Raw genomic sequence first — 13527 nt, forward strand, 5'->3', positions numbered from 1 at the left:
AGGAGCGCCGGCCATGATCTCAAAATTCTTCATCGAGCGGCCGGTCCTCTCGAACGTCATCGCGCTGCTGATGATCCTGATCGGCGGCGTCGCGCTGTTCAACCTCGCGATCGCGCAATATCCCGACGTGGTGCCGCCGACGGTGCAGGTCACCACACGCTATCCCGGCGCCAGCGCCAAGACCGTGATCGACACAGTTGCCTTGCCGATCGAACAACAGGTCAACGGCGTCGAGGACATGCTCTACATGCAGTCCTACAGCGGCTCCGACGGCACCTATACGCTGACCGTGACCTTCAAGATCGGCACCGACCTGAACTTCGCGCAAGTGCTGGTGCAGAACCGCGTCTCCAGCGCGCTGTCGCAATTGCCCCAGTCGGTGCAGAACCAGGGCGTCACCGTACAGAAGCGGTCGACGTCGATCCTGCTGTTCGTGACGCTGACCTCGCCCGACAAGACGTTCGACAGCCTTTATTTGAGCAACTACGCCACCATCAACCTCCGCGACGAACTCTCGCGCCTGCCCGGCGTCGGCAACGTCACCGTGTTCGGCGCCGGTCAGTATTCGATGCGGGTGTGGCTCGATCCGAACAAGCTGCAGGTCCGGGGCCTGGTGCCGCAGGACGTGATCCAAGCGATCCAGCAGCAGAGCCAGCAGGTCTCCGCCGGCCAGGTCGGCGCACCGCCGACGCCGCCGGGTCAGGCGTTCCAGTACACCCTCAACGTCAACGGCAGGCTCGACGATACCACCGAGTTCGAGAACATCATTGTCAAATCAGGCACCAGCGGCGACGTCACGCGGGTGCGCGACGTCGGCTGGGTCGAATTGGGCGCGCAGACCTACAGCCAGATCTTCTCGCTCAACAAGCAGCCTGCCACCGGCATCGGCGTGTTCCAGTCACCCGGCGCCAACGCACTCCAGGTCGAGCAGGCCGTCGAGAAGAAGATGGCGCAGCTCGCAAAGGCCTTCCCGCAGGGCATGAAGTATGACACGCCGTTCGACACCACCAAATTCGTGCAGGCCTCGGTGCACGAGGTCTACATGACGCTGATCGAGGCCGGCCTGCTGGTGCTGGTCGTGATCCTGGTGTTCCTGCAGGACTGGCGCGCGATGCTGGTGCCGGCGACCACTGTGCCGGTAACCATCATCGGCGCCTTCGCCGCCATGGCCGCGCTCGGCTTCACCATCAACATGTCGACGCTGTTCGCGATCGTGCTAGCGATCGGCATCGTCGTCGACGATGCCATCGTCGTGGTGGAAGGCGCGGCCCACAACATCGAGCAGGGCATGAACGGCCATGACGCCGCGATCAAGGCGATGGACCAGCTGTTCGCGCCGATCGTCGGCATCACGCTGGTGTTGATCTCGGTGTTTTTGCCAGCGTCGTTCCTCGCCGGGCTCACCGGCCGCATCTATTCGCAATTTGCGCTGGTGATCGCGGCGACCGCGCTTCTGTCCGCCATCAACGCGGCGACGCTGAAGCCGACGCAATGCGCTCTCTGGCTGCGGCCGACGGTGCCGCCGGAGCAGCGCAACTTCTTCTATCGCGGCTTCAACGCGGTCTACAACCGCGTCGAGCGCGGCTACATCCGACTGATCGGCGTGCTGTGCAGGAACAGCACGATCTCTGTCGCGCTCGCGCTGGTGCTGATCGGGATCGGCGGCTACGGCCTGTCCCGGGTGCCGACCGGCTTCCTGCCGATCGAGGACCAGGGCTATCTGATCGCTGCCGTGCAACTGCCTGACGGTGCCGCGCTGGAACGGACCCAGAAGGTGCTCGACAGAGCGAGCGAGCTGATCAAGGACACGCCCGGAGTCCAGCAAGTCATCACCATCGCCGGCATCTCCGCGCTGGACAACAGCGCCAGCCTTGCCAATGCCGGCGTCGCCTACATCATCCTGAAGGACTGGGACGCGCGCAAAGGCCCCGGCGAGGATTTGCGTTCGCTGGTGTACGGGCTGAACGACAAGCTCGCGGCCATCATGGAAGCGCGCACGCTTGTGCTGCCGCCGCCGCCGATCCAGGGCATCGGCAACGCCGCCGGCTTCTCGATGCAGGTCGAACTGCGTGACGGCAACAGCGATTTTGCCAAGCTCCAGGCCATCACGGGCGCGATGGTCTCCAACGGCCAGAGCCAGAGCGCCCTGCAGCGCGTCCAGTCCTCGTTCCGCTCCTCGGTTCCGCAATTTAACGTCGAGATCGACCGCATCAAGACCCAGACGCTGCACGTGACGACGGACCAGGTGTTCGCGGCGCTGTCGACCTATCTCGGCTCGTCTTATGTCAACCAGTTCAACAAGTTCGGCCGCGTGTTCCAGGTCTACACGCAAGCCGATCCCGCCTTCCGCGTCACCGAGCGCGACATCGCCAACATGATGGTGCGCAACTCGAACGGCGACATGATCCCGATCGGCACGGTTGCCACGATCACGCCGGCCACCGGCCCGTCGCTGATCAGCCTCTACAATCTCTATCCATCGTCGACCGTGATCGGCCTGCCGGCGCAGGGCTACTCCTCTGGCCAGTCGCTGAAGCTGATGGAGGAGATCGCGGACAAGACGCTGCCGCCGGGCACCGGCTTCGAATGGACCGCGATGTCCTATCAGGAGAAGGCCGTCTCCAACCAGATCTACTGGGTGTTCGGGCTCGCCATGCTGCTGGTCTATCTCGTGCTCGCCGGCCAGTACGAGAGCTGGTACGCGCCGATCTCGGTAATCCTGGCGGTGCCGCTGTCGTTGCTCGGCCCCATGCTGATCCTCAACGCACTGAAGATCGACAACAACCTCTATTGCCAGATCGGCCTGATCCTGCTGATCGCGCTGTCGGCCAAGAACGCCATCCTGATCGTCGAGGTCGGGCTCGAGCTGCACGGCCGCGATGGCAAGCCGGTGCTGGAATCCGCGGTCGAAGCTGCGCGCGCCCGCTTCCGCCCGATCCTGATGACGTCGTTCGCCTTCATCCTCGGCGTGGTGCCGCTGGTGATCGCGACCGGCGCCGGTGCCAGCGCGCGCAAGTCGATCGGCATCACGGTGTTCTCGGGCATGCTGGCCTCGACCTGCCTCGCGGTGCTGTTCGTGCCGGCGTTCTTCGTGGTGGTGCAGCGCTTCGAGAACTGGCGTGCGTCGAAGAAAACGCCGAAGGCGGTGGCAGTGGCCGAAGTGAAATCCTAGGCTTTCTCCGTGGACGTCGGCCGCGCCTCCCCGCTCGAGACCAGGAGCACCGACACCTTCGCTTGCCTGAGCACGGCGTCGGCGACGCCGCCGAAGGAGAGATGATCGGCCTGGATGCGATCGACCCCCATCACCACGAGATCGACGGCGGTGGTCTCGATCTCGCGCAGGATCGCCGCTTCAGGCGCCCGGTTCGCGCGCAAGGTCGTGGTGATGTCGACCTCGTAACGGGCGGCGAGATCGCTGGCGTCCTTCAGGATGCCGGCCTCCTGGTTCAGACCACGCGAGGCGCCGCGCTGCGCGCCCTTGTCGCGCGTCGTCGCGACATAGATCACCCGGAGCGAGCCTGATCCCGCCTGCGCCAGCGCGACCGCGACCTCGGCGCCGCGCTTGGAGACGCCGCTGCCGGAGACCGGAACGAGGATGTTGAGCGCCTCGGGCGTCGGCTGCTTCAGGTGCTTGCCCTTGGCCGCCACGACCGCGAGCGGTCCCTCGAACTTCGCTGCGATGTCCTCGATCCTCCGATCGAAGCGATCCTTGGCGGCAGCAACCTTGTCGACGCCGATGACCAGAAGATCGAAGCCCTTGCGCGCTTCGTCGGCGATGGACTCGCCGAGCTCCGCACGCCTTGCCCGGGTGACGACGTCGACGCTGCCGACATCGCCATCGCCATGGGCCGATACGATCTCGGCGGCCTTCTTCACCACGGTTTCCGCGCTTTCCTCTTCATCGCGGCCCTTCTCCTGATCCTTGGCGCGCTTGCCGATGTGCAGCACGGTGATTGGCAAGCCGCGCATGCCGGCGATCAGGCCGGCGATGTGGGCAGCGAAGGTGGCGTTCACGCTCTCGTCCACGGCGAGCAAGGGGCGTTCGAGATTGGCGACGAAGCCGCGCTTCTCGAATTCTTCCCGCTCCAGGCGCTCTTGCTCGTCCTTGTTCATCGGCAGCTTTGCCAGCGCGGCGCGCAGCATCGGCGGCATCGCCATCGTGGTCACGATCGCCATGGTCACAATCATCGTGAACAGGTTCTGGCTGAGCACGCCGATCGAAAGACCGATGGTGGCGATGATCACCTCGGTCGAGCCGCGCGCGTTCATCCCGCTTGCGAGGGCCAGCGACTCCCTTGTGTTCAGCCCGCCCACGGTTCCGCCGACGAAGGCGCCGCCGAACTTGCCGACGCTGGCGATCACGACCAGCAGGCCGGTGAGCATCAGCAGATGGGGATCGCGCAGCACCGTGAGGTCGGCGCTCAGGCCGGCCAAACCGAAGAACACCGGCATGAAGAAGCTCGAGATCAGCCCGCGCAGCCGCTCGTCGATCTGCCGCGTCAGGATCGGGGACTCCCCGACCAGAATGCCGGCGACGAAGGCACCGAGCACGGTGTGGACGCCGATCAGATGCGTGACCAGCGCCATCGCGCACATCAGCAGCAGGATCACCGTGATGACCGGGGCGGTGCTGACGAGATTGTCGTTGGCCCATCGAATGAGCTGGAACACGATGCGGCGGCCGATGGTGAAGCTAATCGCGAGGAAGGCCAGCGTGCCCAGCACAGCTTTCGCCACCGAGGCGATATCCAGCGCGCCGTGCGAAGCGAGGCTGAAGATGACGGCGATGATGATCCAGCCGATGGTGTCGTCGATGACGGCGGTGGCGACGATGATCTGGCCGACATTGCGGCGCATGAAGTTCATCTCGCGCACAACCACCGCGACGATCTTCACCGAGGAGATTGACAGCGCCGTGCCCATGAACAGCGACGCAACCAGGCGGGCTTGCGGATTCGGCAACAGCGCATCTGGCAGGAATTCGCCGAGCGCAAAACCGCAGGCAAAGGGCACGAGGATGCCGGCAATCGAGATCGCGATCGCGGCCTTGCCGACCTTCCTGACCAGCTTGAGGTCGGTCTCCATGCCGGTCAGCAGCAACAGCAGCAGGATGCCGAACTGCGCGATGCCGTCGATCATCGCTTTCTGCTCGGGCGTTTTGGGGAAGATTGCCTGCTGTGCGTCAGGCCAGACCCAACCGAACAGCGAGGGACCGAGCAGGATGCCGGCGAGCAATTCGCCGATCACCGAGGGCTGGCCGAGGCGCTGCATGATCTCGCCGAGACCGCGGCCGACCGCGATCAACAGCACGATCTGGGCCACCAGCAGGAATTCCGAGGGACCGGCCGATTTGCCGCCCTCGGCGCTGGCCGCAACGGTGGTGAGGACAAGCGCCGCGGGGACAAGGCCGACCGGTCGGAGCAGGCTCCACTGCATGCAGGAATTTTACCCCTTCATCTGCCCCGGCGAGGTGCCGGGATGACGGGGATAGAACCCGCGGCAGGCAACGGGAGTTCCTTGACTTCGCGGCGGGTAAGGGGCCTCAACAAAAAAAACGCGAAAACAACCCCATGCACAGTAGAGATGAGGTTGAAAAGACTGGAGAAAATTTCGTCTTTGCCGAAATCTAATTTCGCTTTGCCGAAAATGCTTGCCCCGTCGGGCAAAACACTGGCATGATGGCATCATCGGCAGACTACGCGAGCCGCCGCCACTCCCACGTCATTGCGGGCGCGGCGACTTGACAGCCGAACCTTTAGCGAAGGCGGAAGCAATCCAGAATCCGTCCGCCGAAAGATTCTGGATTGCTTCGTCGCTACGCTCCTCGCAATGACGGGATTGAAACGGGCGCGCGCCTCACGCCGATCCCTCACACCGCCTGCGGTGTCCTGATCTCGCGCGGGAGAATGATCGCGGCTGCGATCGCGAGCAGGCAGAGTGCGGCGAAGGCATGCAGCATGGTGACGAAGCCGCCCTGCTCGTAGAGCCAGGCGACCAGGCCGACCGAGGCGCCGGCCGCGGTGAAGCCGATGAAATAGCGCACGGCATAGGCGCGCGAGCGCCATTCCTCGCTGGTGTATTTGCCGACCATGGCGTCGTTGACCGTGACCTGTCCGAACGCGCCCATGACGATGCCGATCGAGACCAGGATCAGCGGCAGATTGGACAGGCTCGCGGCGAGATACAGGAACGGCGCCAGCATGAAGGACAGCGGCAGCGCCACTGTCTTCAGCGAATAGCGGTCGAGCAGCCGGCCGATCGTATACTGCGTCATCGCGCCGAACACGTAGACGCAGGCCGCGATGACGCCGAGCAGCGCCGGGCTTTTGGTGAGATCGGCAAGCCGCTCCGCGAACAGCTTTGGCAGCGCCACGGTGACGGCGTTGAACGTCGTGGAGATCGCGATCACCACGATCAGCAGCGACAGGATCACGCGCCACATGTCCTGCTTGGCGACCCGCGCCTGCGCTGCCGCCTGCTTCGAGCCCTTGCGGTCCTCGTGAACGACCATCGTCGCGAACGCGATGCCGATCAGGATGGTGACGATGCCGGGGACGATGAAGGCGAAGCGCCAGCCGAGATACTGGCCGATCACGCCGGTGACCAGCGCCGACGAAGCGACGCCGAGATTGCCCCAGACGCCGTTGATGCCCATCTCGCGGCCGAGCCTGTCAGCGTAGGAGACGATCATGGCAGTGCCGACGGGATGATAGATCGAGGCAAAAATGCCGATCGCGAACAGCGCCGCGCCGAGTTGGGCCGGGGTCTGCACGAAGCCAACCGAGATCATGGAGGCGCCGATGCCGACGAAGAAGATCAGCATCATGTGGCGACGGCTCCAGCGGTCGCCGAGCCAGCCGGTGAGCAGCGAGCCCGCGCCGAAGGCGACGAAGCCCGGCGTCGCGTAAGGCAGGAGTTCCGAATAGGCCATGCCGAGCGCCGGTCCCATGATGATCACCGCGGCGGCGAAAATCAGCATCGCGTAATGGTCGATGAAATGGCCCGCGTTGACGAAACTGATCACCCGGCTGGGGCTGTTCATGGGAATCCTCTCCTGCTCCGAAATGAGTTATATGTCTTGGGCATGACGGGATGCTGCCAATGACTGTCGTCGAGACGCCAATCCTCCGGGCGGTCCGGAGCAATCATCGCTCGCCCGCGGGCGTGCATCTGGTCGCACGCGACTATCCCAAGGGCATGCGGATCGATCCGCATATGCACCGCGAGGCACAGCTGATCTATGCCGCCAGGGGCACCATGCAGGTGACGACGCCCGGAGGGCGCTGGCTGGTGCCGCCGGACCGCGCGGTCTGGGTCCCCGCCGGGCTCCAGCACGCCATCGATCTGCTCGCCGACATCGAGATGCGGACGCTGTATTTCGACTTGGCCTGGCTGAAGCGCGCGCAGCGCCATGAGGGACTGACCAAGGAATTCGTGGTGCGGGTGTCGCCGCTGCTGAACCAGGCGATCCTCGCGCTGTTCGACGCGCAAAATACCGAGGAGCGGACCGATCTGCTGGTTCGGCTAGTGATGCTGGAACTGGTCCGGGCCGAGGATTCCGCGACCTTCGTGCCGCTGCCACACGAGCCGCGCTGCCGGCGCGCGGCCATGATCGTGCTCGACGATCCCACCGGCCTGCACGACATCGACGCGCTGGCGCGCGAGGTCGGAACCTCCGCGCGCACACTGTCGCGGCTGTTTTCGACAGAGACGCAGCTGAGCTTCAAGAGCTGGTGCCAGCGTGCGAGGATTGCGGCGGCGATCCAGCGGCTGTCCACCGATGCCAATGTGTCCGTGAAGCAGCTCGCGACCCAGCTCGGCTATGCCAGCGTACCGGCGTTTTCGGCCGCGTTCCGTCAGGTGACGGGACGGACGCCGACCGAGTTTGCCACACACTCGGTGTCCTCGCCCGGCTTGACCGGGCGATCCAGTACTCCGAGACGGCGCGGCTAGAAGCGAAAAGCTGCGGCGTACTGGATGCCCCGGTCAAGCCGGGGCATGACAACTCACTTGGGGCGCATAGCCCCGCTAAACTTGCCAAAATCCCCCGCTTGATTGTGATCGGATTCCGCCCAAATCCCGTGTAAGATTCCCGCACCGCACAAACCCGACACGAAAGCCCCGATGGCCAACGCCTTCTTCTCCGACTTACTTACTACCATCTCCGAGCGCGGCCGCACGCTGCTTCGCCGCGGGGATTCTGCCGACACCAAGCCGGACGCCGATGGGCTGATCGAGCTCTGTGGCGCGCTGCTGTCGGGCCGGGGTGAAGCTTCCGGCACCGCCATGGCGCGTGAGGTGCTCGACATCTACCAGGACCTGGATGCGGCGGGACGTCGCGCCTTTTTCGAAGCCCTGGTGCGCGATTTCGGCCCGGATCGGGAACGCCTGTCCAAGGCGATCGAGACATGGCGCGCCAAGCCGGCCGACGAGGATGCCAGCGCCCTGCACTTCGCCTCCGAGCCGCGCCGGCAGGAGCTGATCCGCCGCCTCAACCGCGCACCCGGCGGCACCGGCGATCTCGTCAAGATGCGCGCCGACCTGCTCGACATGATGAACAGGCACGCCGATCTCGCCGCACTCGATCGCGACGTTTCGCATCTTCTCTCGTCATGGTTCAACAGGGGGTTTCTCGTGCTGCGCAGGATCGACTGGTCGACCCCGGCCAACATCCTCGAAAAGATCATCCGTTATGAGGCCGTGCACGAGATCAGCGACTGGGACGATCTGCGCCGCCGCATCGATCCGGTCGACCGCCGCTGCTACGCCTTCTTCCATCCCGCGATGGTGGACGAGCCCCTGATCTTCGTCGAGGTCGCGTTGACCGAGACGATCCCCGGCGCGATCGCGCCGCTGCTCGCGGTCGATCGCCCATCCGTCCCGATCGAGCGCGCCCGTACCGCCGTGTTCTACTCGATCTCCAACACCCAGCGCGGTCTGGGCGGCATCTCCTTCGGCAGCTTCCTGATCAAGCAGGTGGTGGAGGAGCTGCGCCGCGAATTGCCCAAGCTCGACAATTTCGTGACGCTGTCGCCGGTGCCGGGCTTCATGCCATGGGTGAAGCAGGACAAGGATTTGCCGCTGTCGGACGAGGACCGCGAGATCCTGAAGCGCCTCGACGATCCCAAATGGTTCGAGAACCCCGAGACAACGACACTGCTACGTGGCGTGATCGAACCGCTCGCGGCGCACTATTTCCTGAAGGCGCGCACACCCAAAGGCAAGCTGATCGACTCCGTCGCGCGCTTCCATCTCGGCAATGGCGCCCGCCTCGAGCGCATCAATTGGTTAGGCGATCTCTCGCCGAAGGGCGTGCGCGAGTCCGCCGGCGTGATGGTCAACTACCTCTACCGCCTCGACGACATCGAGAAGAACCACGAAGCCTACGCCAATGACGGCGAAGTCGTGGCCTCGAGCGCGGTGAAGAAGCTCTTGAAGGGCGAAGGGCGGCGGCTGTTGGATATGCGACTGTCGTAAGGGACGACCTCGGCTGATTGCGTTGGTTCGTCCACAATCTCGGTGTCATCGCCCGGCTTGACCGGGCGATCCAGTATTCCAGAGGCCTCCGTTGAAGCGCTCGCTCTCGCCACATTCGCCACGGCGTACTGGATGCCCTGGTCCAGCCGGGGCATGACAGCGGAAAGCATGGCGTGGCCGTCGCGCCCCCTACTCCGCCAGCGCCTTCATCTCCTTGTAGAGATCCGACTTGCCTTCGAAGCCGATGCCTGACAGCTCCGGCATGGTGATGTGGCCGTTCTCGACGCGGACGCCGTCGGGGAAGCCACCATAGGGCTGGAACAGGTCGGGGTAGCTCTCGTTGCCGCCAAGGCCTAAGCCGGCTGCGATGTTGAGCGACATCTGGTGGCCGCCGTGGGGGATGCAGCGGCTCGGCGACCAGCCATGAGTTTTCAGCACCTCCAGCGTGCGCTGGTATTCGCACAGGCCGTAGGACAGCGCGCAATCGAATTGCAGCCAGTCGCGGTCGGGGCGCATGCCGCCGTAGCGAATCAAATTGCGGGCATCCTGGTGGCTGAACAGGTTTTCGCCTGTTGCCATCGGGCCCGGATAGAATTCGGCGAGGGCTGCCTGCAGCGCGTAATCCAGGGGATCGCCGACTTCTTCGTACCAGAACAAGGGATAATCCCGCAGCATCTTGGCATAGGCGATGCCGGTCTCGAGATCGAAGCGGCCGTTGGCGTCGACGGCGAGCTGCGCGTCCTTGCCGATTTCCTTCAGCACCGCTTCGATGCGGGTGCGGTCGTCCTCGATATCAGCACCGCCGATCTTCATCTTCACGACGTTGTAGCCGCGATCGAGATAGCCTCGCATCTCGCCGCGCAGCATCGAGAGGTCCTTGCCGGGATAGTAGTAGCCGCCGGCAGCGTAGACGAACACGCGCGGATTGGCTTTGACGCCGTGACGCTCAGCCAGCAGGCGAAACAGCGGCTGGCCCGCAATCTTCGCGACCGCATCCCACACCGCCATGTCGATGGTGCCGACCGCGACCGAGCGCTCGCCGTGACCGCCCGGCTTCTCGTTGGTCATCATCGCGGCCCAGACCTTGTCGGGGTCGAGATTGTCGCCGGCCGCGTTCAGCAGCGATTTCGGATCGGCCTCCAGGATGCGCGAGGCAAAACGCTCGCGGATCAGGCCGCCCTGCCCGTAGCGGCCGTTGGAGTTGAAGCCGTAGCCGACGACGCGCTTGCCGTCGCGAACGACGTCGGTGACGACGGCCACGAGGCTCGTCGTCATCTTGGTGAAATCGATATAGGCGTTGCGGATCGGCGAAGAGATCGGCTTCGTGATCTCGCGGACGTCGACGATGCGGACGGACATGGGGTTTGGCTTTCTGCGGGCTCCCTCCTCTCGTCATGGCCGGGCTTGTCCCGGCCATCCACGTCTTAGCCGCTCGAAGAACGTGGATGCCCGGGACAAGCCCGGGCATGACGGCGTGCCCCAAGCACGCTTCGCATTCCAAAACTACTTCTTATCCCTGAAATACGGCTCGACCGGGCCGTGCACCTTGATGGTCAGCGGGTTGCCGTGGCGGTCCTTGGCGTTGCCTGCGGTGACGCGGACCCAGCCTTCGCTGATGCAGTATTCCTCGACATTGGTCTTCTCGACACCCTTGAAGCGGATGCCGACGTCGCGCGCCAGGATGTCCGCATTGTAAAAGGGGCTGTTCGGATCGACCGAGAGGCGGTCCGGAAATTCGTCGCTCATGATTGTCTCGCTCATAACAGGGTCTCGATTTGCTGCCGCAATCCTTCGGGCCGCGCGGTCGGCGCATAGCGCGAAACCACCTTGCCGGCGCGGTCCACCAGGAATTTCGTGAAATTCCATTTGATGGAGGCGCCCAGCAGGCCGGATTGCTGGCGTTTCAGGTACTCATACAACGGATGGGCATTGCTGCCGTTGACGTCGATCTTCTCGAACAGGGGAAAGGTGACGTCGTAATTGGTCGAGCAGAACGCCTGGATCTCGCTCGCCTGCCCTGGCTCCTGCGCACCGAACTGGTTGCAGGGAAAGCCGAGCACCGAGAAGCCGCGCGGGGACAGGTCGCGATGCAGATCCTCCAGCCCGCGATACTGCGGCGTGAAGCCGCATTTGCTCGCGGTGTTGACGATCAGCAGCACCTGCCCTTCGAAGCTGCGCATCGGCACTTCTTCGCCGAGAAGCGAGTTGGCCTTGAAGTCGTAGATCGCGGACATCGCTAACCTACGGGATCGATCGGCGACGGCGGCACGCCGCCCGCCTCGATCGCCTCGCCTGCGAGCAGGCAGAGATCCTCGCGATAGCGGCCCGACACGATGTGCACGCCGACCGGCGCCTTGCCGACGAGGCCCGTGGAGACCACGAGGCCCGGCAGGCCCATGAAGGGAATGGCGATCTGCGGCAACTGCGCTTCCCAGACGCGTTTGAAGGAAGAGTCGTCCTTGCGGTCGAGATGATCGGGGAACGGCAGTTCGCCGGAGACCGGCGTCAGCAGCACGGCATAGGTCTCGAAGAACAGCATCCAGTCGCGGGTCAGCGTGGCGCGGCGGGTCAATGCCTTGGCGTAATTGGCCTGGTCCATCGGCGTGACCCTGGCACGGTTGCCACGCAGGCACGCCAGCGCGCCGGGATCGCCTTCACGCTCGGCCATCTCGAGCTGCGCCTCATAGCCGTCGCCGAGCCAGAGCTTGATCTGCCACTCGACCGCTTCGCGCATTGGCGGGGTGTTCTCGATTGTCTCGACGGTCCAGCCGGCCCGTTCGAGCCGCTTGCCGGCGTCGATGACGGCGGCCTTCACCTCGGGCGCGGTGGCCAGGCCGTCCGGGTCGAGACAGAGCGCGGCGCGCTTCGGCCGCGCGGGGCCTTCCAGCGGCACCGGCACAAACCAGGGATCGCGGATGTCGCGGGCCGACATGGCCGCGAGCGAAATCCTGATGTCGTTGACGGTGCGCGCCAGCGGCCCCGACACCGCCATGATCTGCGGCCCGATCGGGCGCTCCGGCAGGGCCGGATTGAAGGCCGGGATGCGGCCCAAGGTCGGGCGCAAGCCATGCACGCCGCAGGCATAGGCGGGATAGCGGATCGAGCCGGCAATGTCGGTGCCATGGGCGATATGGCCGATGCCGGCCGCGACCGCCGAGCCCGCGCCGCCGGACGAGCCGCCCGGCGTCAGCGAGGCGTCGCGGGGGTTCTTGGTGTCGCCGTGGACCAGGTTGGTGGTGAACCAGCGATAGGAGAAGGCCGGGCAATTGGTGCGCCCAAGCAGAACGGCGCCGGCTTTGCGGAAATTGGCGACCACCGGATTGTCCTCGCGCGCGATCAGGTCGCGCTGGAGCTTGAGGCCGTTGGTGGTGGCAAAGCCCTCCTGGTCGACATTGGCCTTGATGGTCACGGGCACTCCGGCCAGCATGCCGGGGTCCTCGCCCCTGGCGATGGCGGCATCGACGGCGTCGGCCTGCTTGAGCACGTCCTCGGGCCGGTGGTCGATCACGGCGTTGAGGCTCGGATTGACGGCGTCGAGCCGGGCGAGGCCGGCCTGCGCGGCCTCCCTGGCGGAGACCTTTTTGGTTTTGACGAGATTGGCGAGGTCGGCCGCCGACAGGCGCCAGAGATCTTGCATGACTTGCTCCGTGTAACCGGCGTCTTTTAGCCCCGGGAACGCGGCAAAGCCATGCGGATTTCGCAGGGATTCCTCCGCCATTGCGACGGTGGCGAGGGCAAGCCTTAATGCCGGGTGGCGGACTGGTCCGGAATGTCCAGGAGTGCCTCGGTGAAGGGGAATTCGAGCACGATCTCGCCTTCGCGGTCGGTGACCTCGATGACGGCCTCAAGCAGGGCCGGCTGGGTGCCTTCCGATCTCAGCACCTCCAGAATCATCTGGCGGGCAACCTCCCAGGCGCGATCGGGATTGCGCAAATCCTCTCCCTCAGGATCCACGATCAGTTCGTCGCCGATACGGGTGTTGAAGAAATATCTGGGCATCACGAAGTTCCAGTTGGGTCGCCTGTACCGGATTGAAAGCTGCACTGCACT

10 protein-coding genes are annotated in these 13527 nt (G+C 64.7%); 3 read left to right on the top strand and 7 right to left on the bottom strand.

What is annotated here, in order from left to right; translation table 11 throughout:
* Positions 1-13 precede the first annotated feature (13 nt).
* A complete protein-coding gene (locus tag ACFQX9_RS13590) occupies positions 14-3172 on the top strand; it encodes an efflux RND transporter permease subunit (RefSeq protein ID WP_204512121.1) in 3159 nt (1052 codons plus the stop codon).
* On the opposite strand, the gene ACFQX9_RS13595 is transcribed toward ACFQX9_RS13590, so the two are convergent.
* Positions 3169-5436 (bottom strand): cation:proton antiporter, encoded by a 2268-nt coding sequence (locus tag ACFQX9_RS13595; protein ID WP_018454090.1) that lies wholly within the window; start codon positions 5434-5436, stop codon positions 3169-3171. The genes ACFQX9_RS13590 and ACFQX9_RS13595 overlap by 4 nt on opposite strands.
* 433 nt (positions 5437-5869) lie before the next feature.
* Positions 5870-7042, bottom strand: a complete 1173-nt coding sequence (locus tag ACFQX9_RS13600) for an MFS transporter (RefSeq protein WP_018454089.1) — start codon at positions 7040-7042, stop codon at positions 5870-5872.
* Positions 7043-7101: 59 nt separating this feature from the next.
* Between ACFQX9_RS13600 and ACFQX9_RS13605 the strand changes: the two genes are divergently transcribed.
* Complete coding sequence (locus ACFQX9_RS13605; protein ID WP_026232669.1) at positions 7102-7953, top strand: helix-turn-helix transcriptional regulator; 852 nt, start codon at positions 7102-7104, stop codon at positions 7951-7953.
* A 171-nt stretch (positions 7954-8124) separates the two neighbouring features.
* Positions 8125-9477, top strand: a complete 1353-nt coding sequence (locus ACFQX9_RS13610; protein WP_085351884.1) for a malonyl-CoA decarboxylase — start codon at positions 8125-8127, stop codon at positions 9475-9477.
* Between the two features lie 189 nt (positions 9478-9666).
* Here the strand turns inward: ACFQX9_RS13610 and tarD are convergent, their stop codons facing one another.
* The 5 genes from tarD to ACFQX9_RS13635 all read right to left on the bottom strand — a co-directional run bounded on the left by tarD (position 9667) and on the right by ACFQX9_RS13635 (position 13476).
* Positions 9667-10836 carry a D(-)-tartrate dehydratase gene (gene tarD / locus ACFQX9_RS13615; protein ID WP_085361487.1) on the bottom strand — a complete coding sequence of 390 codons (1170 nt, stop codon included), beginning with the start codon at positions 10834-10836 and terminating at the stop codon, positions 9667-9669.
* 144 nt (positions 10837-10980) lie between these two features.
* Positions 10981-11238: a DUF3297 family protein gene (locus tag ACFQX9_RS13620; protein ID WP_007613756.1), complete on the bottom strand. Its 258-nt coding sequence runs from the start codon at positions 11236-11238 to the stop codon at positions 10981-10983.
* On the bottom strand, positions 11235-11711 hold the full coding sequence (locus ACFQX9_RS13625) for a glutathione peroxidase (RefSeq protein WP_018454085.1): 477 nt from the start codon (positions 11709-11711) through the stop codon (positions 11235-11237). The genes ACFQX9_RS13620 and ACFQX9_RS13625 overlap by 4 nt, the downstream gene beginning before the upstream one ends.
* Positions 11712-11713: 2 nt before the next feature.
* Positions 11714-13114 (bottom strand): amidase family protein, encoded by a 1401-nt coding sequence (locus ACFQX9_RS13630; RefSeq protein WP_085385421.1) that lies wholly within the window; start codon positions 13112-13114, stop codon positions 11714-11716.
* Between the two features lie 104 nt (positions 13115-13218).
* Complete coding sequence (locus ACFQX9_RS13635; RefSeq protein ID WP_007613759.1) at positions 13219-13476, bottom strand: DUF6894 family protein; 258 nt, start codon at positions 13474-13476, stop codon at positions 13219-13221.
* Positions 13477-13527 lie beyond the last annotated feature (51 nt).

The organism is Bradyrhizobium sp. GCM10028915 (assembly GCF_042666195.1).
Lineage (GTDB): Bacteria > Pseudomonadota > Alphaproteobacteria > Rhizobiales > Xanthobacteraceae > Bradyrhizobium > Bradyrhizobium canariense_D.

Coding starts and splice junctions, on each gene's coding strand:
- ACFQX9_RS13590 (WP_204512121.1), top strand. CDS start 14: ATGATCTCAAAATTCTTCATCGAGCGGCCGGTCCTCTCGAACGTCATC.
- ACFQX9_RS13595 (WP_018454090.1), bottom strand. CDS start 5,436: ATGCAGTGGAGCCTGCTCCGACCGGTCGGCCTTGTCCCCGCGGCGCTT.
- ACFQX9_RS13600 (WP_018454089.1), bottom strand. CDS start 7,042: ATGAACAGCCCCAGCCGGGTGATCAGTTTCGTCAACGCGGGCCATTTC.
- ACFQX9_RS13605 (WP_026232669.1), top strand. CDS start 7,102: ATGACTGTCGTCGAGACGCCAATCCTCCGGGCGGTCCGGAGCAATCAT.
- ACFQX9_RS13610 (WP_085351884.1), top strand. CDS start 8,125: ATGGCCAACGCCTTCTTCTCCGACTTACTTACTACCATCTCCGAGCGC.
- tarD (WP_085361487.1), bottom strand. CDS start 10,836: ATGTCCGTCCGCATCGTCGACGTCCGCGAGATCACGAAGCCGATCTCT.
- ACFQX9_RS13620 (WP_007613756.1), bottom strand. CDS start 11,238: ATGAGCGAGACAATCATGAGCGACGAATTTCCGGACCGCCTCTCGGTC.
- ACFQX9_RS13625 (WP_018454085.1), bottom strand. CDS start 11,711: ATGTCCGCGATCTACGACTTCAAGGCCAACTCGCTTCTCGGCGAAGAA.
- ACFQX9_RS13630 (WP_085385421.1), bottom strand. CDS start 13,114: ATGCAAGATCTCTGGCGCCTGTCGGCGGCCGACCTCGCCAATCTCGTC.
- ACFQX9_RS13635 (WP_007613759.1), bottom strand. CDS start 13,476: ATGCCCAGATATTTCTTCAACACCCGTATCGGCGACGAACTGATCGTG.